Origin of the sequence: Paenibacillus barengoltzii G22, assembly GCF_000403375.2 — a bacterium.
Taxonomy (GTDB): Bacteria; Bacillota; Bacilli; order Paenibacillales; family Paenibacillaceae; genus Fontibacillus; species Fontibacillus barengoltzii.
On record NZ_KE159656.1, the window covers coordinates 134,322 to 157,059 of the forward strand.

A 22,738-nucleotide genomic window follows, 5' to 3' on the forward strand; every position below is an offset into this window, starting at 1 on the left:
CGGACATGGCTCCCTTTTCCTCGAACCCCAATTGATCGATAAATCAAATAAATGCGACTTACGCCCCTTCTTCAATCGCTTCCTCTTGTTCGGCGGCACGCTCGTACTCAGCCAGAACTGCGGCTTGAATCTTCTCGCGAGTACCGGAGGAAATCGGATGAGCGATATCCCGGAACTCCCCGTCCGGCGTGCGCTTGCTAGGCATTGCTACGAACATCCCATTGTTCCCATCGATGACGCGAATGTCATGAACAACAAATTCGTTATCGATGGTAATGGATGCGATGGCCTTCATTCTGCCCTCAGAGCTGACTCGGCGGAGTCTTACATCCGTAATTTGCATATGTGTTCACCACCTTTTTCCATCAGAGACTTGGTGTATTATTCCACATAGCAAACCGAAATCCTTTTTTTTTGATCAACAAAATGGCCTAAAATCACGATTTTTTTTGATAAAACGGGGTTTTCGACATGTTTCGTCGAGAATTCTTACAATTTGAGGAGATCTCGACATAGTTCTTATTGTTCAAATTTCGAAAAATAATTCCCAGGTTCTACTGAAATCTCCTTCTCCTTGGGATCAACCGCCCGAAGTGTAGCCAGGGAAACGTAATCATGTAACAGACGCTGTTCGCTGGCAACTTCACCTGATTCAACCAGAACCCCGACTCCGGCAACCTCCGCGTTAAACTCAGCCAGCAGGTCAACCATCCCTTGAATCGTACCTCCCGCCTTCATAAAGTCATCGACGATCAAGACGCGAGAGTGTTCCTTCAATGCCCGGCGCGACAGCGTCATCGTATGCAGGCTCTTGTGAGAGCCCGATACGTAATTAATGCTAACGGCGGAGCCTTCCGTCACCTGATGGTCGCGACGAACCAGGACGACGGGCAAATTCAGTTCCGCCCCCGTTGCATAAGCGAGAGGGATCCCCTTCGTTTCCACGGTCATGATGCAGTCGATCTCCAAATCACCGAACACGGTGGCAAACAACTTGCCCGCCTCATTCATCAACGCCGGTTGTCCCAAGAGATCCGACATATACAAATATCCGCCCGGTAAAATTCGGTCTGGCTGCGCCAGCTTCTCACAGAGCTGCTGGATAAAAGCGTTCGCTTGCTCCCGTCCGACCCGGGGAATGTATTTCACGCCGCCGGCCGCCCCGGCAAGCGTCAGCAATTCCCCCATGCCTTCACCTTCAAACACTTCTTTAATAATCCCCAGATCCTCGCTGATGGACGACTTGGCCGCCCCATACCGTTGCGCAAAGGTAGTCAGCGGGATTAAATGGTGTGGTCTAGACAACAGATAATGGGTCATCTCCACCAAACGAGCGCTTCTTTTTAATTTCTTCACGAAGTACCCCTCGCTAAATCCGAATATTTTAATGAAACTATAACACTTTTGTACGGATTTGTCCAAGCCTTGGAACGAGGAAGGAGTACCCGGCTCCAGTTCCGCAGCCGAGCTTCAAGTCAACAGCCGTACGGCGTAAACCTCTTTGCAGAACCCGCGCAATCCGTTATAGATGCGGGACACCTTCGATTCTTTCGAGACGAGCCCAAATACCGTAGGCCCGCTGCCCGACATTAACACGCCGTCCGCGCCAAGACGCAGCATCGCCTCTTTCAGTTGCGCTACCTCTGGATGAAACTCCAGCGTCACCTGCTCCAGCACGTTACCGAGCGCTTGGCATACCTCCGTGAATGAGCGTCTCTCCAGCGCCTCCCGCATCCGGATTGCCGACGGATGATCGGTAATTTGCTCCGCCTTCAGGCGCCCATACACCTCGGCCGTCGACACGTTGATCGGAGGCTTCGCTAACACCACCCAGCATTGCGGCGGATTCACCAGCGGCGTCAGCACTTCGCCTCGCCCTGTCGCCAGCGCCGTCCCGCCCGTCACGCAAAACGGCACATCTGAACCCAGCTCCGCCCCCAGCTCCTTGAGCTCCTCTTCGGGAATGCCAAGCTCCCATAAACGGTTTAAGCCCCGCAGCGTCGCCGCAGCGTCGCTGCTGCCGCCGGCAAGGCCAGCAGCGACCGGTATTTTCTTATCGAGGTGGATATAAACCCCGCTCCGCACGTTGTAGCGTTCCTTGATCAGCTTCGCCGCCTGAAACGCCAAGTTCTTCTCATCCAGCGGAATATATCCGGCCTGGCTCGAAATAATGATTGTATCCCGCGGAAGAGCGCTCATTTCCAAACGGTCCGCCAGATCCACCATCGTCATGATCATCTCGACCTCATGGTATCCGTCGGGACGTTTATGTAACACGTCGAGCATTAAGTTAATTTTGGCCGGTGCTTTTTCGTAAATTTTCATGCCGCTTCCCCACCTCAGCAATTCCGTGGAATATCCGCATCCATCCGGTCTTATTAGCACATTCTTTTATTCTAAAAAAACGTTGCCTCCACGTCTATGTATGAAAGACATTTTTTTCTCCCTCTATCTTACTTCATCCAACGAAAAAAACGAAGCTCCCTGAAAGGGACGCTTCGCTGTGGCAGAGGTTATTGCTGTTTCGCGGCTGCCTTCTCGGCAAGCTCAATCGCCCGCTTCACCATATTGCCCGCATCTTTGGCCTTGATGCCGCCCCAGCCCTCCTGCTGGACGGTATCGTAAAATCCCAGATCCTTCGCTAATTCGACCTTCAAGTTCTCCGACATCACGCTGCGTCTTCTTCGCGACATGGTCAGTCTCCTCCTTTTGGCCATGGATATAGGAACGATGGTTAGTATACGCGAGCACCGATGCGAGCATACACCGAGATTTTGTCCATCTAAAGTGAACACCGGCAACCTTGGTGGATGAACCCATTACCCGTAAAAAAGAAAAAAACGGCCTCACCCGAAGGCGAGAACCGTTTGCGGTTTGATTCATGATGTTCACGGTTTAATATACGAAATCCGCATCCCATCGTTGTCGTCATAAACCATGACTTCAACAGATTCGGTCAGTATATCGGCATAACTGTAAGACACACGCTTAAAGGTTTGCTGCTCTTGATCCAGCTTCACAATGAAGACCGAAGGATAGGTCTCCTCTAACACTCCAGTGCGTTCGACGGTCTTCCGGCGACCACCGTTAGCCCGGAGCATAATTTTCTGTCCTACATGGGCGTCGAGACTATGCTTTATTTCCGACAGCGCATTTTTAGCCATTGCCTGTGACCACCTTCTTTCTTTGTCCATTATACAGGAAAGTCACAAACTTGTCAAATCGAAATAAATAATTATATCAGCAGCAAAAAAGATGTGTCAACGATTATTTTTCGACATTTTCTTTTGCCTGGTGGCTCAAGAGCTAAATGCTAAAAAAATAACCGAAAGGTCCTGGGACACTAGCCTCAGTTCCTTCCGGCAACCTTTCACATGGACGGCACCACTTTGAGCGTCGACAAGTCCTTCAGTTTAGGCAACCCGATTCGGTAACTGCCACGAGTCTCGATCCCGCCAACCCCCTGGGCGCCGCTGATCGTATGATTCAGCACGTCAGTAATCTGGATCGTATCCCGAATCGAGGTGAGCGACGCTTTCGCAGCGATATACACCGGATCCAGCGCATGGATCAGCACCCGGCCGGGTGAACTCGCAAAATTAGCCCCCGCCTGCAGCAACGCCTCAAAATGCGACTGGCAAGCGCCGGCCACAATCGTTAACGTATCGAAATTCCGTTCGTATTGCCGAGCCATTTGAATGGCCTCCACGAAATACTTGGAATTTTTATAGCTGGTCAAATTATAAAGGTCGCTGGTGGGACGCGATTTCAACACGCCGTCATGACCGGTAATCACAACGATATCCGGCTTGACCACAGGCAGCAGACGGTACAGCGCACTCGCCATTTGCGATTCCGTGACATAGTATCCCTGAACCGGAACACGCAGCTTCTGATACAGGCTTAGGCTCTTTTGTAAATAGCGTTCATCCCCATCTAAATGCAGGACCTTCCCTGGGACCTCAAAATAGGCCGTCTCTCCTTGCCCATACAGATCCCGTCCAATCACCATTCGATTGCGTTCTGCCAATTCCTTGCGGTCTTGCGTTAACCGCTTCAGCGATTCCGTCGCCTTAATGCGGGCCCGCTGCGTCGTCTCTCCTGGGGAAGCCGGGTCTACCCTGACCAAATCGGTTAAGGGCGCATCCGCCAGCAGCCGGAATTCCGTTCCTTTAATAATCGCTTCACTCCGCACAATCTGTTCGATTCGGAACGTAACATCTCCACCGTATGATTTGCGGACGACCAAGTCTCCCAAATTCGCCAAATCCATCACCTCTATCCCATCGTATGGGCGATAAGAGGGAATGGTTACACGCGGAGTTCCTTCACGCCGGCATTCAGCAGCGTATCGCTCAGCTTGGCGAACTCCTCCAGGCTTAAGGTCTCCGCTCGCCGGGAAGGCTGAATCCCGGCTTCCTCCAGCAGTTGCTCCAGTCTCTCGCGCCCTTCCTTCGGGAAGAAGCGGCTTTTCAGATTGTTGGAAATCGTCTTGCGTCTCTGGGCAAAAGAGGCCTGTACCACCTCGAAGAAAAAGGCCTCATCCTGAACCGCCACCGCTGGCGTCTCCCGCACGGTTAAGCGAATCACGGCAGACTCTACATTCGGCTGCGGAATAAACACGCTGTGCGGCACCGTACAGATCATCTCCGGGATGCTGTAGTACTGCACGGCGATGCTGAGGCTGCCGTAATCCTTGCCGCCAGGAGCCGCGGCCATACGCTCAGCCACTTCCTTCTGGATCATGACGACGATATTTCTCAGCGGGAGCTTCTCTTCCAGCAGCTTCATCATGATGGGAGTCGTCACGTAGTAAGGCAGATTGGCAACGACGCTGACGCCGCTCACTTCACTGAACTCAGCCGCAAATAAAGCCTGCAGGTCCAGCTTTAACACGTCGCCATGGATCACATGGACGTGCGGGTACGGCTCCAGCACCTCCTGCAGAATCGGGATCAGTCGCTGGTCGATCTCGACCGCGGCCACCTTGCCCGCCTCCTGCGCCAGCTTCTCCGTTAACGCGCCGATTCCGGGTCCGATTTCGAGTGCCCCCTGGCTCTCGTCCAATTCGGCGGCGGCAACGATTTTACCGAGGATGTTCTGGTCGATCAGAAAGTTTTGCCCCAGGCTCTTTTTGAACGAAAAACCGTGCCGCTGGATGATCTCCTTCGTCCGGCGCGGTGTGGATACGTCTTCCCTTATGCTCATGGTTCTTAAACTCCTTTGCTTTCCAACTCGGCTAACGCAGCTGCAAACTCCTCGCGGCTGATCCGGAACACGGTTAACCGCTTGTAGAGCTGCTTTCCGTTACAATATCCGATACCCAGCAGCTCGCCCAGCGCTTTTCGCCGCGCCGCCGCTTGCGGGTGCACGATTAACCCTGCGTTTATCAAGTCTTCCCAGGTGATCGCGGCCTCTACTCCAGGCGCTTCGCTGCGAACCCGGGATAACGCGGCGCGAATCGCCTCCGGCGAGGCGTTCTCCACCCCGATGTCGCCTCGCTTCGTCGCCTCCGCCTCCGGCAGGAAAGCGTGCTTGCAGCCCGGCACCCGCGCAGCCACAATCTTGCGAATCCGCTCCCCGGCATGGTCGGGATCCGTAAAAATAATCACGCCCCGGCGTTCCTGCGCCAAAGCGATTTTCTTGAGCACGGCTTCGCCGATCGCCGAACCTCCGGTCTCGATTGTATCCGCCTCTACGGCGCGCTTTATGGCCACGGTGTCGTCTCGACCCTCCACCACGATGACCTCTTTGATCATGAATCTGTCTTCCTTCCTGTTCTTGCTTGTCTCCACCAGAATAACAAAAAGAAGAGGATCATATCATCCTCTTCTAATCCACTGTCTTATTCATCATCCTAATACTATCTTATTCCCTTCGCATTGTAAAACGAAAGAGAACGAGAACTTAGTTCAATTCCGGCTTCGTCGGACCGATCACGTAGACGGTGCGGCCCTTCTTGCGGCCGAATTTCTTCGCATCCTTCAAACTATCAAAATACACATCCATCTTATGGCCATCGATGGCCCCGCCGGTATCCTCTGCCTTACGGAAGCCGATTCCTTCGATGTATACCCACCAACCAAGCGGAACGACGTCTTTATCCACCGCAATCGTTCTGCCTTCTGTCACGCGGGTACCCGAAGCCGTGCGGGTGCCAATTCCGTCTTCTTCCGCCGAATACGCGGTTAACGTAACATTTTTCAAGACTTTTTTATATTTGAATGAGACGCCACCTTTGGTCGTCGTTCCGCTGATGTTCACCGTATTTCCCTTACGGCTGATGCTGGCCGACAGAACCTCGGTAGGTTTCTTCGTACCGACTGCGATCACCTTCGGCTGAGCTTCCTTGGAGACCTCTTTGCCGAGCCAACGCTTCGCCACGAATTTTCCGTCTTCGTAAGTTTTCTCAATGTTGTGAATGACCAGACCTTCGGAACCTTCCTGGATCACTTTCGTGGTGCCTTTCAGCAGCTTGTCGTCCGACGTTTTGACCACGCTAAAGGGCACGGCCTCCTTCGTCTGCACCGTTTGCTTGCTGACCCGAACGACCTTCACATTCAGGTTCTCGGTAACTTTACTGTCCAATGTCGGTGTCACCTTGTCGTCTTCACCCAAAGTGATGCCGAGCTCGGACAATACGCCCTCGACTTTGCTTTGCGTCGTGAAGTGGACTTTCGTATTGCCGTCCGCAGTCACATTGACCGGCTTCGCGCGTACTATGACAATGCGGTCACCGTTCTTCAGCGAGCTTTCCAGCGGGAGGGATACTGAATCCTTCGCACTGAGCTTAATCGATTGTTCCTCCAGCAGATGAGCTACACTGGATTGGGTTGTCTCCACAGACTGGACATTCCCGTCCACAATCAGGGATACTTCCTTCTGTGCCTGGCTATACAGCCAGATTAGGATGATGATGATTCCCGCGATGGCCAGAACGCCGACGAGCGCTATCTGACGTAAATTCTCATGCTTCCATCGCATTGCGTAAGACATGCTGGATGAGCGTGATTCATGGGTCTCCTCTTTGCGGAAAATGCCCATTTCTTCCGTCCTCCTTCATAGTCCCGCCGTCTAGGTCGATGCATGATAACGATTGACGCGACTACAGTTACTTTTTACAAAACGCGCAGCGGCTTGCTTAAATTTCAAATCTAAAAGTGTGGTTCATAAGATGACTTCTTGACTACCTTAGCGCGTTTTGCATCCTTGACCAGTCTCTCCTGCTTGTCGTCACCTCCTGTTTTCCAACAGTATGACGACCCTATTACTTTTATTCAAAACAAAAGAAGCCGGGAGAAAGAGTTAGAGGAACTCCTTCGTGGCTTCTTGAATGTCTTGGGTGTAATAGCTGCACGAGTGACCTCTCTTATTCGCTTACGAGGTTAGCTGTCGGGTTCGGGCGAAAGAGAGCCGCCCTTTCTCAGTACATTCGCTCATGGCGCAATGACCTTGAATTCACCCCATAGACCCTGGAAAGAAATCGAATACGAACGCATACAGGCTATCGCCAACTGCAATCCGTATTGGTTCCCCCGTTCTCCGTCATAGGAGATTCAGCGAGACTGGTTCATGGAACCAAGCATCGTACGGTTCAAAACGAACCGAATCGATACTGAAAAGATTCTATCCTGTTTCGATGCAGGTTGTAAAGGACGAATCAACCACGTTTTTTTAAAAAAATGGTTAAAAAAATGTAATGACCTTGTTTTTGAGGGTTAAAAAGCATTAATCTTTCCGAAATCCTCTTTATTTCATCCGTTTTGCTCTCAAATACTCGGGATTCCAAATCGTTCCAATGCGTTTCGGGTGGTAATTTCCGCGATTTCCTCAAAAGTGACCCCTTTGAGCTCGGCTGCCATTTCTGCAACCAAGCGGACATGAGCGGACTCATTCCGTTTACCACGATATGGATGCGGCGTTAAATAAGGGGAATCCGTTTCGATCAGCAATCGATCCATCGGCGTCTTGGCCAACACTTCTTTTGGCTGTTTTGCATTTTTAAACGTAATCGGCCCGCCAAACGACAAATGAAATCCCAAATCTAGACACATTTTGGCAATTTCCCAACTGCCGGAGAAGGAGTGCATCACACCTCCAACCTCGTGGGCTTTCTCTTCCCGAAGGATGCGCACCACGTCTTCGTGAGCGTCCCGATTATGAATGGAAATCGGCATGCCTAAGCTGCGAGCCAGTCCAATTTGCTGGCGAAAAACCTTATGTTGAACGTCCTTAGGGGACGTATCCCAATAATAATCCAGCCCAATTTCTCCGATGGCGACGACCTTCTCATGCTTGCACAATTCTGCAATCCAGTCCAAATCGCCCTCTTGCATCGTAATCGCGTCTTGCGGATGCCATCCGACCGCGGCATAAATGAAGTCATAGGTCTCTGCCAGCTTCATGGTCGAAGGGATTGTCTCACGGTTAAATCCGATGTTGATCATCCGCGTAACCCCTTGTTCCACAGCGCGCGCGATCACTTTCTCGCGGTCCTCGTCAAATTGGGGAGCATCCAAATGCGTATGCGTATCAAATAACATAAACTTGTCATCCTCCTATTTCCGTTGCTCGAAAATGCGGGCTACCGGGCGAGGCAGCCGATCCATTACAGCACACAATTTATTATCCGGATAGTACAAATGCGTCTTCCCGCGGTGTAATCCGCTGATTGATCGTACGATATCCGAGACTTCCGAAATTTCCCGCAGCCGCTCCTGCCGGTCCAACAACAAAATTTGCTTCTGCCGAACCCCGCCGTCCGGACGGAACACATCATACGGCAGATCCGTCGGAAAATCAATTTCCATGTCGTATTCAGGTTCAAGCCCGACTTGTCTGAAGGCGTTCCGAATCTCGTCCAGCATTTCCAGCTCCGGTGAATCTAATTCTACATATTTATACAGCTTACGATTCAAAAACCGAGAACATAAATCGCTTAACCGCTCGTCGTCTTCTCTCGTCCACTGCATGAAGGTCGTTTGCATCAGCGCCTCGTCCAGCTGCAAATAATCGGTTACGCTGATATCCCCATGAAATAAGTTCGGCAACGGATGCGGCAAGAAGCAAAAAGAATGCCCACTTCGGTATAATTCCTTAGCCCGACGCAAAATTTGCCGAAGAATGATCTCCGAGCTCCGCGTCACCGGGTGGAAATAGACCTGCCAATACATCTGATACCGCGACATCAAATAGTCTTCCACCGCATGCATCCCTGATTCTTTGACCACAACCCGCCCTTGAAATGGTCGAAGCATCCGCAAAATCCGGTCCATGTCAATCGTCCCGTAGTTTACACCGGTAAAATAAGCATCCCGCAGCAAATAATCCATCCGATCCGCATCCAGCGGGCTAGACACCAAATTCACCACAATCGGATTGTCATAATCCTTCCGGATCACCGCAGCCACCTTGTCTGGAAAATCCGGTGAAATCTCGCGCAGGACGTTCCCCACCTCAGTTTCTCCCAATAGGATTTTGCAGGTCCAATCCTCGTGATGCATTTGAAAAGCTTCTTCTATAGAATGGGAAAACGGACCATGCCCGAGGTCATGCAGCAGCGCCGCACACAAGGCGACCATTTTCTCGCTGCGAGGCCAATCCGTGTAGCCGCTTCGCTCAAATTGCGAAATAATCCGCCGCGTAATCTCGTAAACGCCAAGCGAATGGGAAAAACGGCTGTGCTCGGCACCATGAAAGGTCAAATAGGAAGTCCCGAGCTGTCGAATCCGGCGAAGCCGCTGAAATTCCGGCGTATTAATGAGCGACCAGATCACTTCGTCCTGTACATGAATATAATTATGTACGGGGTCTTTGAACACTTTCTCTTCGCTAAGCCGACGATGCATGAACCAACACTCCCTTTTTCATAAAATTTGGTGGGTTACCGCGTAGATACGACAAGAAATGTCGAATTATGTCGCAAAATGACTGGATGACGATTTCCAAAATGTCGAAATATAGATTATTGTGAACTTACTAGATTCCGTAAAGGTTCTCGGTGTCAAGTATCCGAATTTATTAGAAATAATGTTGAACTATACCATAAATAGGTTGACTAATCTGGCAATGGTTGGTATTATAAAAATCAGAAAAGATAGAATGATGTCGAATAATGACAATTCCAAAATTATAGCGAGAGGGGCAATCATCCTATGATGAAATCCACTGGTATTGTAAGAAAAGTAGACGAATTAGGCCGTGTTGTTATTCCAATTGAATTGCGCCGCACTCTGGGGATCGGAGAAAAAGATGCGCTCGAAATTTATGTAGATGGTGAACGGATTATGCTCAAGAAATATGAGCCGGCTTGCATCTTCTGCGGTAATGCAGAGAACGTAACTTACTTCAAAGGCAAAATTGTTTGCCATGAATGCATTACGGAGCTTCCTACCCCTGTGACAAATTAAGAAATATAGTATATAATAGATTTACTGAAACTGTTAATTCTAACCTTTTTCATATCTCCTTGGCGCCTTCCTAGGCTTGAACCCGGCCTAGCGAAGGCCCCTTTTTTGGCTGGATTGGATAATATTTCATGATTTCGGAGAGAAGTGGGGCTACAATAATTGATTGTAGATATCCCGCTTAGCAACCCCCCGGTCGGCCGCGGTTTTTTTCATGGCTTCCTTCCGCGACAACCCTTCTTCCGTTTCGTAATGTCGGACATGCTCCTCCACCGTTAGCGCTTGCCACCAAGCATCCCGCTTCTCCTTCACCTGGTCGGGATGGGCTCCTTCCACCACGAGGCAATATTCGCCCAGCGGCGGATGCTCCTGCAGCCAAGCCAAGCAATCATGAATCGTCCCCCGAGCCATTTCCTCATAACGCTTCGTTAACTCTCTCGCTAGTACAATACGCCGGTCTCCCCAAACCTCGAGCAGAGACTCCAACGTTTTGATCAATCGATGCGGTGATTCGTACAGCAACATCGTTCCCTCTTGATCCTCAAGCGCCTTCAACAACCGTTCCCGATCTTTATGATCTCTTGGCAAAAATCCTAGGAACGTAAATCGATCCGTGGGCAAACCGGAAACGATGAGCGCCGATAACGCCGCGTTGGCTCCCGGCACGGGAACGACTGCAATCCCTGCCTCCAGCGCCAGCTTCACAAGATCACTCCCGGGGTCGGAAATCGCCGGCAGACCGGCATCGCTGACTAACGCTAAATTTTTTCCTTCTATTATAAAACGAATTAATTCTGGGCCACTGGCGGCCTTATTATGTTCGTGATAGCTTAGCAATTTGCCCGGAGAAATGTCGAAATGCGTTAACAGCTTACGTGTCTGCCGTGTATCCTCCGCCGCGATAATGTCCACCTCTTGCAAGGTACGCACGGCCCGGTAGGTCATATCCTCCAAATTCCCGATGGGCGTCCCCACCAGGAACAACTTGCCGCTGCCCACCGCTGTATTTTCAAAGCTCTTCTGTACTTGAACGTTCATGCTCTACCCTCTTTTGGCCCGTAATAGATATTCATGATTTCTTCGCAGTATTCCCCGTTTTCATTATATACGATCAATGGCGGCAGTACCCGCACATCCGGCTTGCCGTCCCGCAGCGCCTCGATCAGCACCATGTTCGCTTCCGCTCCCGCTCTTGGATGCACAAACCGGATCACCTTCGGCTCTAGTCGATATTGGCGCAGCAACGTCATAATTTCCCCTAATCGCTGCGGTCTGTGAACCATCGACACCTTGCCTCCGGGCCGAACCAGCCGCATCGACGCAGCCGCCACTTCCTCCAAACTGCAGTGAATCTCATGCCGAGCGATCGCCTGATACGAATTCAGCTTCGCCTCGCCGCTGGTCACCGGCATATACGGCGGGTTTACCGTAATGGCATCGTACGCCCCGTGCCCCGTCACCTTCACCAGCTCCCGTAAATCCCCTTCGCGAATTTCGATCCGGTGTGTCAGCCCGTTCATTTCTACACTGCGGCGAGCCATATCAGCAAGCCGCGGCTGGATCTCGATCCCCTCGATCTTCGCTTCCGTCCGCGTGGAGAGCAGCAACGGGATTACCCCATTGCCGGTGCATAGATCGAGGATTTTACCGTATTTCGGCACTGGTGCGAACCGTGCCAACAACACGGCATCCATCGAGAAGCTAAACACCTCGTCGCTTTGAATGATATGTAAATCATGGGTCAGCAGGTCGTCAATCCGTTCCTGCTCATAAATAGGTACTTGGTTCATTGATTTGGAACTCCATCCTTTTTGTAGCCTAAATTTAAAAAAAACCGCAGGGACACCCCCACGGTTCATTATTTATTCAAAAACGACAAGCAGAACAGGCAGTCACCTTCGGTGCGCAGATGCCCGTAATAAACATTGCAAATATGAAAGCCCTCATGATAAAGACGTGCTAAGTTATCGTAGCCTTCACCGACGACGTCAATCGCTTCTTTGCCAGCCGGAACCGGACTATCGGTTCTGACCGACGCCGGCATGGGCAGCGGCCCTTCGGTGCTCTCCCGCTTTAATATTTTGCGCAGCTGTTCATTCTCAAGGCGAAGCCGCTGGTTCTCTTCCACCAGCTTCTTGACCTCCAACATGAGGCTGCTCAAATCGCCGTGTACTTTTCCCATTTGCGTTTCCAGCGCCTGCATACTTGTGAAAATGTCCTTGTTCTCCAAGTTCCCACCCCAGAGTCATCTCTAGAATCTATCTTGAAAAAGATCTTCTTTTATTTCAGGACGACATCGTCCAGCGGAAGCTCCTTCACTTTCCCAATTTCGAACAACTGTACATGTACGGTTCGGCTACCGGCGTTGAGTCCAACGACCTTACCGTCACCCAGCGAAGTAACGACGATTTTGCCTACGGATGGAAGTTCTTCTTTGGTGCTTTCGTAGTTGTCATGCTCGAACTTCAGACAGCACATCAGACGACCGCATAATCCTGAGATTTTCGTAGGGTTCAGCGACAAGCTTTGGTCCTTCGCCATCTTGATCGATACCGGCTCAAAATCCCCCAACCAGGAGGAACAGCAGAGCACGCGTCCGCAGGGGCCGATCCCGCCAAGCATCTTGGCTTCGTCCCGCACGCCGATCTGTCTAAGCTCAATCCGTGTCCGGAAGATACTGGCCAGATCCTTCACCAACTCGCGAAAATCCACACGGCCTTCTGCCGTAAAGTAGAAGATAATTTTATTGCGGTCAAACGTAAATTCCACGTCGACCAGCTTCATTTTCAAATCATGATCTTTAATTTTATTTAAACATGTGACAAAGGCATTCTTTGCCGCAAGCTTGTTCTCCTCGACAACTCGGGCGTCGGCTTCATCGGCGATCCGAATTACCTTCTTCAGCGGAAGGACGACATCGGATTCTCCAACCTTCTTCTTGCCGACCACCACTTTCCCATATTCGATCCCCCGAGCAGTCTCAACAATAACGTGTTGATCTTTCTCTACCGGGAGGTCCAACGGATCGAAATAATAGATTTTGCCCGCCTTCTTAAAGCGGACGCCCACTACAGTATACAAAAACTAACCCCCTCGTATAGCTCTACAAGACTGGCGAACCGCAGCTCACGAAAGCAGCGCGATTCAAAGAAACTATTACATTCCCTGCTCTTTCAGGGGAGAAAGTTTCATGCGAAGTCATAACGACCTGGTGTCTCATCTAGGTGCAGGTCTTACCGTTGTCCATCCACAGCAATCAAAAACTGCTCTACGCAGAGATTGGCATTCATATGCTGCCGCAGCTTCTTCTTGCTCTCTGCAGCCAGCGCCATGGCCTCAATCCACTGTTCTGCACTGCGGCTGGTACAATATTGATTGATAAACTGAAGCTCATCTATGAAAACGATTTGATCATGTTTATGATAGAGCGCATGGATCATATCTTTGAACCACAAATGGAAAAGGCTGAACAGCATGTCCAAATGATCGGTCAACCCGGATTTGAACAATACCTGCTGCGCCGTAATTAATGGAGAGCCGCCACGGCCTGCGATCTCCTTTCCTAATTGTAACACTACGTTTCGAACTTCTGCAAACCAATTCTGCTGGATTAAATCACGGCATGGACCCAGTCCTGCCGCGAGATGAACGGCACTGCGAGCCAAGGTTGTCGAAAATCCCTCGTTCGCCAATATCTGGAGCATCGTCTCCGGATTCACCGGAGAGAATGGAACCCATTGGGCGCGTGATTGAATTGTAGGGAGCAAAGCTCGTCCATTATCCGACAGCAGAATTGCTACGGCCGGAGATGGCGGTTCCTCCAGAAATTTGAGCAAGCTGTTAGCCGCTTGCACTGTCATTTTTTCGGCTTCGTCAATAATATAAGCCTTAGGATTCCCGCTCTCCGAACGGTAAGAGAAAATCCGCTGCAGATCGCGGATTTGTTCGATCTTAATCGTTGCCCCGTCAGGCTTGATTGTAAACAAATCGGGATGATTGCCATGCAGCACCTTCCGGCACTCCAGACACTCCCCGCAAGCATCGTCTCCGCCCCGTGTACAGAACAACGCCTGGACGAAGGCCATGGCCATTTCCATCTGCCCGCTTCCAGGCGGTCCACTAAATATATAGGCATGGGAGATTTCCTGGCGCCGCAGACTGCTTTGCAGCAATTGTTTGGCCGTCTCCTGCCCAATGATCTCTTGAAATGACATCTCTTCTGCCTCGTCCTTTCAATGCTAGAAAACCAGATTAATCAGCATGCCGCGGATCTCGCCGATCTTTTGCAACAGCTCGATCTTGCCTTGCTCCGTCTCCAGCAGTTCGTCTGCCATCGCCAGCAGCGCAGCATCCACTTCATCAAGAAGCTTATAACGTTTCCCACGGCCGCGGCGGTCCCAGCCTCTGGATTCTTTGATGCCCACCCCCCGCCGAACCGTATCCTCGAGAAACCGCTTGACCATCATCCGGTACGCCTTCAGCTCCCGAACGGTCATGGACCGGGCAAGCCGGTCCCCTTGCATTTGAATCTCCTTAAATCTCCGGTTCAATTCTTCTTGGGTCGCCTGCTGCCCATGCCGCTGCATGACGTCGGCGAAGCTTTTCGACTGTACCGGCTTGGCAGGGCTGTCGCTCACCCCCAAGCCGCTTTTGAGCGGCCGGTATCCCGGATCAATTTTCAAAGCGTCCACCGCCTATAATTGAATAGATAGAATGAATGTACGATAACATCGAAGCCTCGACTCGGCTTCTAGTAATCCCTTCGTGATGGGAAGATCACTTTTTTGATTTCTTTATGATGAAGATTAAAATGTTGGCTTTTCAGCACCGAAGCTTATGCTTCCGACGTGCGTTTTTTCAAAACGCTTTAGTTGGACGAAACTAGGGACGTAAGTAGCGCAGCGTACTTAGGGAGTACGTGAGCAACTCCAATGTTTCCGTAGGAAACATACTTCGAAAGCATATGCTTAGCCCGGCCTACGTTCAAGATTCGACGTCGCCCCCTCCTCCTGCTGATACATCGTGATCAAAAGCCGACTTTTTAATTACCTAGTCTAATGTAGATCAAAAAAGTGAGGTTTTCAGCACCGAGAAGGTTGAATGAAGCTGGGATTGAGTAGCGCAGCGTAGGCAAACCTACGTGAGCAACGGAAAGACCAGCTGAATTCAAGATTCGACGCCGAAATTACTTCAACGATTCCCTTCGTGATGGGAAGATCACTTTTTTGATTTCATCTATTAGAAGTGTTCGAAACGGTCTACTGGAAGCACAAACACCGTCGCCCCGCCCACTTGCACTTCCACGGGCAACGGCAAATACGAATCGGTAGTACCGCTCATCGGGGTAACCGGGGTTACTAATTGTTCCCGCACTTTACAACTGTTACGGATCACTTTCAATACGTCATCCACTTGATGGTCGTCTACACCGATCATAAATGTGGTGTTCCCCGCCCGAAGAAACCCTCCGGTACTCGCCAGCTTGGTTGCCCGATAGTTTTCTTTCACGAGCGCGCTGGATAGCCGGTTGCTGTCTTTATCTTGGATAATCGCAACAATCAGTTTCATTTGCAGTACCTCCTTATTTTATAAAAATGTACCATACTAACCTATTTGACACCTAGGCTAGGATCTCCTTTATTGCCGCATAAAGATGCCCGCGGATCTCCGCTGCAACCTCTTCTTGACTGCGAGAAGCATCTATCGTTTTGATCCGATCCGGATACATCCCGGCGAGGATGTGGTATCCTTCCCGAACCTTTTGATGAAAATGCAGGCTTTCCATATCCAGTCGGTTCACTTCACGTCCGGCACCTGCAGCGATCCGGGCCAACCCCACTTCCGGCTCAATGTCGAGATAGAAAGTGAGATCCGGAAACCTCCCCTTAGTGGCAAAAAGATTAATCTTCAGCACTTCCTCGATCCCGAGCCCACGAGCATACCCCTGATAGGCCAGGCTGCTATCTATAAAGCGATCGCAGAGAACTGTAATTCCACGCTCCAGGGAGGGCTCCACCTTCTCCGCCAGATGCTGTCGCCTTGATGCGGCGTATAACAGTGCCTCGGTCCGTGCATCCATCGCCGTGTGCTGCGGATTTAAGATCACCTCACGGATCTTCTCCGCAATTTCGATGCCGCCAGGTTCCCTCGTAGAAATAAAGTCCACACCTTGTTCCTTAAGCAACTGTTCCATTTCCCGCATGACCGTCGTTTTGCCGGAGCCATCCCCCCCTTCAAGCGTAATAAATAATCCCTTGGCTTGATGGTTCATCTAGTTCGTTCCCTGCTTTCTTCTCCAAAAATCATGTACAAGTATATGCTTAGGTTTACCCTTTCTTGACTTGAATTGTATGCAACCGCGGGTCGGCCGGCCCCTGACACTTGGCTCCTGAATCCCTCAGCAGCCGCAGCCGCTGCCTTACCGTTTCGGTAATGATCTCCCCGGGGTAGAGCAACGGGATGCCCGGAGGATACGGAATGATCATTTCCGCCGCTTGCCGACCGAGACTTTCCTCAACAGGGATCGCTTCGATCTCCCCTGGAATCAGCGGCGTAAGGCTAAACGGTACAGGCCCAGACACCTCCGACAAATGCCCTCCGTGAACTGAATTGTTCCACGTGGAAAGTTCATCGGCCGAACCTGTTGGGGAAACGAGACCACCTCTCACCGTTTTCTCCAGTGAATCGGCTTCGGCATTAGCGATGTGATCCAGCGCTTGCAGCAGCCGATCGGCATCTTCCATCGTTGTTCCCGGACCTAGCGCTAGGACCACAAAGCGGTCATCGCTCATCTCCGGCACGCAGCCTTCGGCTTCGAGCCGCTCTTGCAGTTCATACCCGGAGAGAGCTGCGGATGCATCGAATATCACAAGCTTCAAAGGATCTTGGATAGTATATGCAGCAGCCTCTCCGCTGGCGCCCGGCGGTTTCACGACGCCGAAGCGCGATTGCTTGGCCAGGCCGCGCCGCATATGCGCGGCCGCGGCGAGCCCGCCCTCGAAGAAGGCGGGGCCCTGTGCCCCCAGCAGGCTTCGGCTCAGATCGAGCGAAGCCATGATGGGGTACGACGGGCTGGAGCTCTGCAGCATCGCCAGCCGCTGGCGCAGCAGCGTGCGGTCGAGCAGCCCGCCCTGCACGTGCAGCATCGCGCCCATCGTGAGCGCGGTCAGCATCTTGTGCGTCGACTGCACGACGCCATCGGCCCCCGCGGCCAGCGCGCTCTCCGGCAGCGCCGGGTGCTGACCGAAGTGGGCGCCATGCGCCTCGTCGATGAGCAGCGGCACCCCGTGCGCGTGGCACAGCTCCGCCAGCGGCTGCAATGGCGCCCCCATCCCATAGTAGCTCGGGTGCGTGAGCAGCACCCCCTTCGCGCCGGGATACCGGCGCAGGGCTTCACGCACCGTTGCTTCGCTCGGGATGGTAGCCAGGCCGCTGCCCGCATCCAGCTGCGGCGCCAAAAACACCGCGTGCGCGCCCGCCAGCATTAATCCGTGGATGACGGATTTATGCACGTTCCGCTGCACGAGCAGCACATCCCCTGGAGCGGTACACACGCTCAGGATCAAGGCCAGGTTGCCAGCCGTACTACCGCCAACCAGAAAAAAGGTCTCTTCCGCCCCAAACTGGGCGGCAGCCAGCTGCTGCGCCTCGCGGATGACGCCCTCGGGATGATGGAGATCATCCGTCCCGGTAATTTCCGTCACGTCGATTTCCATCACGCGGGCCAATTCCTCTATCCCCTTCGCATGACCGCGCAAAGCCTGTCCATTTTTATGCCCCGGGACATGAAAGGAAGCATCCTTTTTCACCTGATACTGCTGCAAAGCCTCAACCAAAGGGGCTCTTCCGTAATGTTCCTCTGCCATTTCGATTCCTTCCAACACTGGGTTAACCTGATCTTTATGTGATTGCATTCATTGCTTCATTTCATTTTACCGTTAGTTCACCCACTAGAGCAATATAAAAGGACCTGCTCCCCAAAATGAACAGGTCCTTTTATCCGGCAGTGTTATGCATTTTTTTGCACCCAGATCTGCTTCATTTGATGAACAAAGAAGTGGTATTTCTCCTCCTGCACGTCGGTGCGCACCATTTCAGCTTCGCAAGCATCGCAGATAAATTCAGAAACGATATGAATACCCTCCGTCTTCGGCTCTCCACATATAATGCAGGTGCTAACCCGCGACTCATCCATGTCCGATCCCACCTTGTCTTTTTTACTATCAGTATGACACAGATTCTACTATTTTAAACCTTTTCATAGTTCGCTTCCTACTTTATCTTATGCCGACAGCCAGAGCCCCGTGTTTGTACGCGCCGTCTTAATTATTCTTGGATTCTTCCGATATATTAAGAAGAGCTAGTCCGCGATGTGCGGAGCTGATGAAAAATGGGAGGAGGAGCAAACGCTTGAAGTCCGCTGAAACCGAAAGCCAAGCGACCTTTTATCACTACACCTTGCTCAAAAAGAAGGTTTTACCGAAGTCGCTCATCTACAGCTTAGCCATACTCCCCGTCATATGGCTGGCAGCCGAGACGGTATTCATATCCTGGACCAGTATCTTCTTCTTCCTATTAGCCCTACCGGTCATCTTATGGATCCAATATGTCATTTCCCGCTCCGTACTGATGATCGTCAGCCACTCCTATCGCAAGCGCTGGCGGTTTTCCCGACAAATGCCATGGATTGGTTATTCACCTGATCAATACGTCTCTTATCCCGATTATCGCCGAGTCCATCTTCATTCCGCTTGGATCGGTTGCTGTATTATCGTGATTCTCATCCCTTGGTCGCCGGTCTCCTTTGTGCTCTCTTTAGTGTTCTGGCACCTCTGGCTGATGATCCCGCGATCGATCGTGCTTGCTACCCTGCGTGGACAACGTAAAGACGGGATGATCAAGATCACTGGTCTCGAAATTGCTTACTATAGGCAATAATGAAGTTCATATACTCAATGTGAAAAAAGCCTGCTCCTGCGCAAATGCAGAGATCAGGCCTTTTATTTTCTTTAGCACATTCCATTACCGGGCTTGTCCGGTAGAGGGGCAGTTGCCTTTTCATATCCGAATTCTGATGCTATGGGCTGCTGCTTTCCAACCCTTGAATGACGGTTTTCGATTCTTTTTTCGGGACTAATACAGTAAAAGAGTTATCATGAAGCGTCAATTGAACAATTTGCTTCCCCTTCTCGTACACCCGAGTTGAACCAGTACTTTCCTCTTTCTTCTCCTTCCATCCCCACTCCTCGATTACCTTCTGATAGGCCTCAGGGATCTCACTGCTTTCCTTAAGTCCGGTTAGTCTATAATTAACATAGTCCATCTTCGAATTATTAAGAGCCGTATCCGTTTGGTTGGCCTCTTTAGGAACAGGGAAATTCTTCTCAACCGTTGCTCCTACATAATCTGTCCACGAAGGCTCGGAAGACGCACAGCCTGCGATGACTACCATCATCATCAAGACTCCCCACATGAAGCATAAGGAAATTCTAACTCCTCTTCGCTGCATGATCCATTCCTCCTTACCCTGCCTATATACTGAAAAATACTTCCTGTTGTCATTCTGATATAGATTCCGGATAGGCTAAATGCCCTAGATGCTAATTTACCAATCTAATTATAACGGGTGACGTCCCCCTGTCGGTAACAAAAAGGTTACATTCCATTTGGTAGAAACTGAAAATAATACAGTTAATTTTCTGAAAAAGGTAATGAATGCGTTATGTTTACGTTAGGTTATATAACATTTTAGATATATTTATGATATTTTTTAATGGGAGAAAACCTAAGTAATCCTTTGATTTATTGTGATATCCCTTGATGTATACGTTTTATTAGATAGTTCTCATCTTTGTCAATATATCTAACATGAATTTATGATGGTTCACATAAACTTTAAATTTTGACTTGGAGGGGAAATCTTATGAATCTTTATCGACGAGGCCTGAAACTAGGAAGCGCCGTCCTACTGACCTCTGTCTTGGTCACAGGGCTTGGAATCGGACAGCTTCCACAAGCCCAAGCCGCTTCAGGTACAGCCAAGGTTACAGCAAGCCAAACCTTTATCACCGGCGACCAATTTTACCAAGCGATGAAACAGGCGGCAACCGAGGCGGGAGACTCCTTCACGATGCCGGAGGTCTCCAGTAACCGTGTGCTCCGCAGCCAAGCGGCTGTACTGCTTCAGCAATGGCTGGGGCTCGAGGATGCCGCTGAATCCTTCAGCGATGTTCCAGACCAAGCTGCTTACGCGGGAGCTGTCGGAGCCGTGAAGAAGGCCGGGCTTATGAAAGGCTATTCGGATACCTCTTTCCTGCCTGGCGCCCCTCTCACTGCCGACGATCTCGAGCGACTGCACGACCGTGTTGTCAGTTACCTAGCTCCTTTTATCCTTCCGGAAGCCACGATTTCTAAACTTCAGCTGGCTATGGAACAAGGCAAGATCACTTCTAAACAACTCGTACAAATGTATCTCGATCGAATCGATAAATATGATGATCAAGGGATTTCCCTGCAAGCTGTCCTTTCAGTTAATCCTGACGCACTCAGCATCGCCGAAGCGTTGGACCAAGAGCGCGCTGAAAAGGGACCTAGAGGACCACTGCACGGCATTCCGATCCTTGTCAAAGACAACTTTGACACCGCCGATATGCCGACGACCGCAGGCTGTCTTTGCTTGAAGGAGTCGATCCCCCCGCAAGATGCAGATCAAATTGCCAAGCTCAAAGAAGCCGGCGCGATCATCCTAGGCAAAACGAATCTTCATGAGTTTGCTTTTGGCATTACCACATCAAGCTCGTTAGGCGGCCAAACGAAAAATCCATATGCCCTTGACCATTATCCCGGCGGCTCCAGTGGTGGTACCGGAGCAGCAATTGCCGCCAACTTTGCCGCTGCCGGCCTGGGCACGGATACTGGAGGTTCCATCCGTATCCCGTCCAGCTTCAACAGCTTGGTTGGGATCCGCCCAACGATTGGCTTATCCAGCCGTGATGGAATTATCCCACTCGCTTTGACGCAAGACGTAGGAGGCCCAATCGCCCGGACAGTCGAGGATGCAGCGATCCTGCTCGACGCCACAGTTGGTTATGATCCAGACGATGTCGCCACCGCCTACAGCGTAGGCCGTATTCCTGCGAGCTACACCGACTTCCTTGACGTCAATGGCTTGAAAGGCGCGCGGATTGGCGTAGCCACGGAACTCTTCCCGGAGAACAACGATCAAGAAAAAGCTGTCACCGAAGTCGTGTCCAACGCGGTGAAAGAATTAGAAGCCCTTGGCGCAACCGTCGTGAATATTAAGATTCCAAATCTTGAGGAGATTATGAAATATCCAAGCTTAAGCGGCTACGAGTTCAAGTTCCAATTAAACGATTACCTCGAGGAACTCGGTGATAAAGCCCCTTACCACAGCCTGGCTGAAATCATCGCCTCTGGAGAGTACGATAAATCTCAAGAGCAATCGATGAAGGCTCGCGAGGCCCGAGAAACGCTGGACACTCAAGAATACAAAGACATTGTACTGAAACGCACCAGCCTTACCCGAGACTCCCTACTGAAGGTGATGGCCGACTATAAACTCGACGCGATTGTTTACCCAACCAGCACCCAACCACCAGCATTGATTGGTGAGGGCCAATCGTCCGGTAACAATAATCGCTTGAGCCCATTCTCGGGATTCCCTGCCATTACGGTCCCTGCCGGATTTACCAAAGGCGGTCTCCCCGTTGGCATCGAGTTCCTGGGTCGCGCCTTCGATGAAGGCACACTCATCAAACTAGCTTATAGCTACGAACAAGGCACTCATCACCGTCACGCCCCTGCACTCACGCCATAATTCTGTTATATGAGATTACTTTGGAGAGCACTACCGGATATCGGTAGTGCTCCTATGTGTTTGTAGCAACGTTCTATCGGGCTTCAACACTTCCGCCACACCTCCACGTGCGATTCCTACAAATTAGGCCTAACACGTCGGTCTTTGCACGCACGTCACGCGATTCCTGCAAAAATACAGTTATTTGGGGATCGAAATGCTGTTTTGCGTAAAATAACTGTAAAAGCGGCTAGGCCCCCTAAATAAACTGGAGTCCTCCCCTACAAGGATTTACAATGGAAATAAGGGAGAGGATTCAGTTATGGGAAAAGCCAAAGATGAATTTCGTTTAAAGGTAGTAAGAGAAGCTCTGTCCGGGATTAAGGTGGGGGTGCTTGCCCGGTCGTATGACCTGCACCCAGAAACCATTCGAACCTGGATTCGAGCATACCGAGATCAGATTACAGATGTGGATACATCACTGCCAGACCAACACCTTCAAGAACTCAAACGACTT

General features: G+C 51.0%; 26 protein-coding genes and 1 riboswitch. Of the genes, 4 read left to right on the plus strand and 22 right to left on the minus strand.

The features are described from left to right. Positions 1-58: 58 nt before the first annotated feature. The 11 genes from spoVG to C812_RS21360 all read right to left on the minus strand — a co-directional run bounded on the left by spoVG (position 59) and on the right by C812_RS21360 (position 9,848). The gene (gene spoVG / locus C812_RS21310) at positions 59-343 is read right to left on the minus strand and encodes a septation regulator SpoVG (protein WP_009226349.1); all 285 of its coding nucleotides are present in this window, start codon (positions 341-343) and stop codon (positions 59-61) included. 176 nt (positions 344-519) lie between these two features. Beyond that, positions 520-1,356 (minus strand): pur operon repressor, encoded by an 837-nt coding sequence (gene purR, locus C812_RS21315; protein ID WP_009226350.1) that lies wholly within the window; start codon positions 1,354-1,356, stop codon positions 520-522. Positions 1,357-1,470: 114 nt separating this feature from the next. Next, positions 1,471-2,325, minus strand: coding sequence for a 4-(cytidine 5'-diphospho)-2-C-methyl-D-erythritol kinase (gene ispE, locus C812_RS21320; protein WP_016314705.1), 855 nt, complete (start codon positions 2,323-2,325; stop codon positions 1,471-1,473). A 188-nt stretch (positions 2,326-2,513) separates the two neighbouring features. Then, a complete protein-coding gene (locus C812_RS21325) occupies positions 2,514-2,693 on the minus strand; it encodes a small, acid-soluble spore protein, alpha/beta type (protein WP_016314706.1) in 180 nt (59 codons plus the stop codon). A gap of 195 nt (positions 2,694-2,888) precedes the next feature. Beyond that, positions 2,889-3,164: a biofilm formation stimulator Veg gene (veg, locus tag C812_RS21330; RefSeq protein WP_009226353.1), complete on the minus strand. Its 276-nt coding sequence runs from the start codon at positions 3,162-3,164 to the stop codon at positions 2,889-2,891. A gap of 206 nt (positions 3,165-3,370) precedes the next feature. Next, positions 3,371-4,273 carry a sporulation peptidase YabG gene (yabG, locus tag C812_RS21335; RefSeq protein WP_016314707.1) on the minus strand — a complete coding sequence of 301 codons (903 nt, stop codon included), beginning with the start codon at positions 4,271-4,273 and terminating at the stop codon, positions 3,371-3,373. Between the two features lie 38 nt (positions 4,274-4,311). Beyond that, positions 4,312-5,208: a 16S rRNA (adenine(1518)-N(6)/adenine(1519)-N(6))-dimethyltransferase RsmA gene (rsmA, locus tag C812_RS21340; protein ID WP_016314708.1), complete on the minus strand. Its 897-nt coding sequence runs from the start codon at positions 5,206-5,208 to the stop codon at positions 4,312-4,314. Between the two features lie 5 nt (positions 5,209-5,213). Next, entirely contained in the window at positions 5,214-5,759 is a 546-nt protein-coding gene (rnmV, locus tag C812_RS21345; RefSeq protein WP_016314709.1) for a ribonuclease M5, read from the minus strand. A gap of 148 nt (positions 5,760-5,907) precedes the next feature. Beyond that, positions 5,908-7,044: a 3D domain-containing protein gene (locus tag C812_RS21350; protein ID WP_016314710.1), complete on the minus strand. Its 1,137-nt coding sequence runs from the start codon at positions 7,042-7,044 to the stop codon at positions 5,908-5,910. A gap of 315 nt (positions 7,045-7,359) precedes the next feature. Further along, positions 7,360-7,572, minus strand: a riboswitch (cyclic di-AMP (ydaO/yuaA leader). A gap of 197 nt (positions 7,573-7,769) precedes the next feature. After that, a complete protein-coding gene (locus C812_RS21355) occupies positions 7,770-8,543 on the minus strand; it encodes a TatD family hydrolase (RefSeq protein WP_016314711.1) in 774 nt (257 codons plus the stop codon). A gap of 15 nt (positions 8,544-8,558) precedes the next feature. Next, positions 8,559-9,848 carry an HD domain-containing protein gene (locus C812_RS21360; protein ID WP_016314712.1) on the minus strand — a complete coding sequence of 430 codons (1,290 nt, stop codon included), beginning with the start codon at positions 9,846-9,848 and terminating at the stop codon, positions 8,559-8,561. Positions 9,849-10,154: 306 nt separating this feature from the next. On the opposite strand from C812_RS21360, the gene C812_RS21365 reads away from it, so the two are divergent. Then, the gene (locus C812_RS21365; protein ID WP_009226360.1) at positions 10,155-10,409 is read left to right on the plus strand and encodes an AbrB/MazE/SpoVT family DNA-binding domain-containing protein; all 255 of its coding nucleotides are present in this window, start codon (positions 10,155-10,157) and stop codon (positions 10,407-10,409) included. A gap of 150 nt (positions 10,410-10,559) precedes the next feature. On the opposite strand, the gene rsmI is transcribed toward C812_RS21365, so the two are convergent. The 10 genes from rsmI to C812_RS21415 all read right to left on the minus strand — a co-directional run bounded on the left by rsmI (position 10,560) and on the right by C812_RS21415 (position 18,600). Next, the gene (gene rsmI, locus C812_RS21370) at positions 10,560-11,444 is read right to left on the minus strand and encodes a 16S rRNA (cytidine(1402)-2'-O)-methyltransferase (protein ID WP_016314713.1); all 885 of its coding nucleotides are present in this window, start codon (positions 11,442-11,444) and stop codon (positions 10,560-10,562) included. Further along, positions 11,441-12,196 carry a tRNA1(Val) (adenine(37)-N6)-methyltransferase gene (locus C812_RS21375; RefSeq protein ID WP_016314714.1) on the minus strand — a complete coding sequence of 252 codons (756 nt, stop codon included), beginning with the start codon at positions 12,194-12,196 and terminating at the stop codon, positions 11,441-11,443. The genes rsmI and C812_RS21375 overlap by 4 nt, the downstream gene beginning before the upstream one ends. 68 nt (positions 12,197-12,264) lie before the next feature. Next, positions 12,265-12,636 carry an initiation-control protein YabA gene (locus C812_RS21380; protein WP_016314715.1) on the minus strand — a complete coding sequence of 124 codons (372 nt, stop codon included), beginning with the start codon at positions 12,634-12,636 and terminating at the stop codon, positions 12,265-12,267. A gap of 50 nt (positions 12,637-12,686) precedes the next feature. Then, a complete protein-coding gene (locus tag C812_RS21385) occupies positions 12,687-13,487 on the minus strand; it encodes a PSP1 domain-containing protein (RefSeq protein ID WP_016314716.1) in 801 nt (266 codons plus the stop codon). A gap of 152 nt (positions 13,488-13,639) precedes the next feature. After that, entirely contained in the window at positions 13,640-14,620 is a 981-nt protein-coding gene (holB, locus tag C812_RS21390) for a DNA polymerase III subunit delta' (protein ID WP_016314717.1), read from the minus strand. Positions 14,621-14,644: 24 nt separating this feature from the next. Next, positions 14,645-15,088 carry a YaaR family protein gene (locus C812_RS21395; protein ID WP_016314718.1) on the minus strand — a complete coding sequence of 148 codons (444 nt, stop codon included), beginning with the start codon at positions 15,086-15,088 and terminating at the stop codon, positions 14,645-14,647. Positions 15,089-15,644: 556 nt separating this feature from the next. Beyond that, complete coding sequence (locus tag C812_RS21400) at positions 15,645-15,974, minus strand: cyclic-di-AMP receptor (protein WP_009226367.1); 330 nt, start codon at positions 15,972-15,974, stop codon at positions 15,645-15,647. A gap of 52 nt (positions 15,975-16,026) precedes the next feature. After that, entirely contained in the window at positions 16,027-16,677 is a 651-nt protein-coding gene (tmk, locus tag C812_RS21405) for a dTMP kinase (protein ID WP_016314719.1), read from the minus strand. A 55-nt stretch (positions 16,678-16,732) separates the two neighbouring features. After that, a complete protein-coding gene (locus C812_RS21410) occupies positions 16,733-18,271 on the minus strand; it encodes an aminotransferase class I/II-fold pyridoxal phosphate-dependent enzyme (protein ID WP_016314720.1) in 1,539 nt (512 codons plus the stop codon). A 143-nt stretch (positions 18,272-18,414) separates the two neighbouring features. Further along, a complete protein-coding gene (locus C812_RS21415; RefSeq protein WP_016314721.1) occupies positions 18,415-18,600 on the minus strand; it encodes a sigma factor G inhibitor Gin in 186 nt (61 codons plus the stop codon). A gap of 215 nt (positions 18,601-18,815) precedes the next feature. Here C812_RS21415 and C812_RS21420 point away from each other — a divergent pair, with 215 nt between their 5' ends. After that, positions 18,816-19,343: a hypothetical protein gene (locus C812_RS21420; protein ID WP_016314722.1), complete on the plus strand. Its 528-nt coding sequence runs from the start codon at positions 18,816-18,818 to the stop codon at positions 19,341-19,343. Between the two features lie 139 nt (positions 19,344-19,482). Here C812_RS21420 and C812_RS21425 read toward each other — a convergent pair whose 3' ends face one another. After that, positions 19,483-19,914 (minus strand): hypothetical protein, encoded by a 432-nt coding sequence (locus tag C812_RS21425; RefSeq protein ID WP_016314723.1) that lies wholly within the window; start codon positions 19,912-19,914, stop codon positions 19,483-19,485. Positions 19,915-20,328: 414 nt separating this feature from the next. Between C812_RS21425 and C812_RS21430 the strand changes: the two genes are divergently transcribed. Further along, complete coding sequence (locus C812_RS21430) at positions 20,329-22,242, plus strand: amidase family protein (protein ID WP_016314724.1); 1,914 nt, start codon at positions 20,329-20,331, stop codon at positions 22,240-22,242. A gap of 301 nt (positions 22,243-22,543) precedes the next feature. Further along, positions 22,544-22,738: transposase (locus C812_RS22135; RefSeq protein WP_016314725.1), on the plus strand; the 195-nt coding region annotated here is incomplete at its 3' end.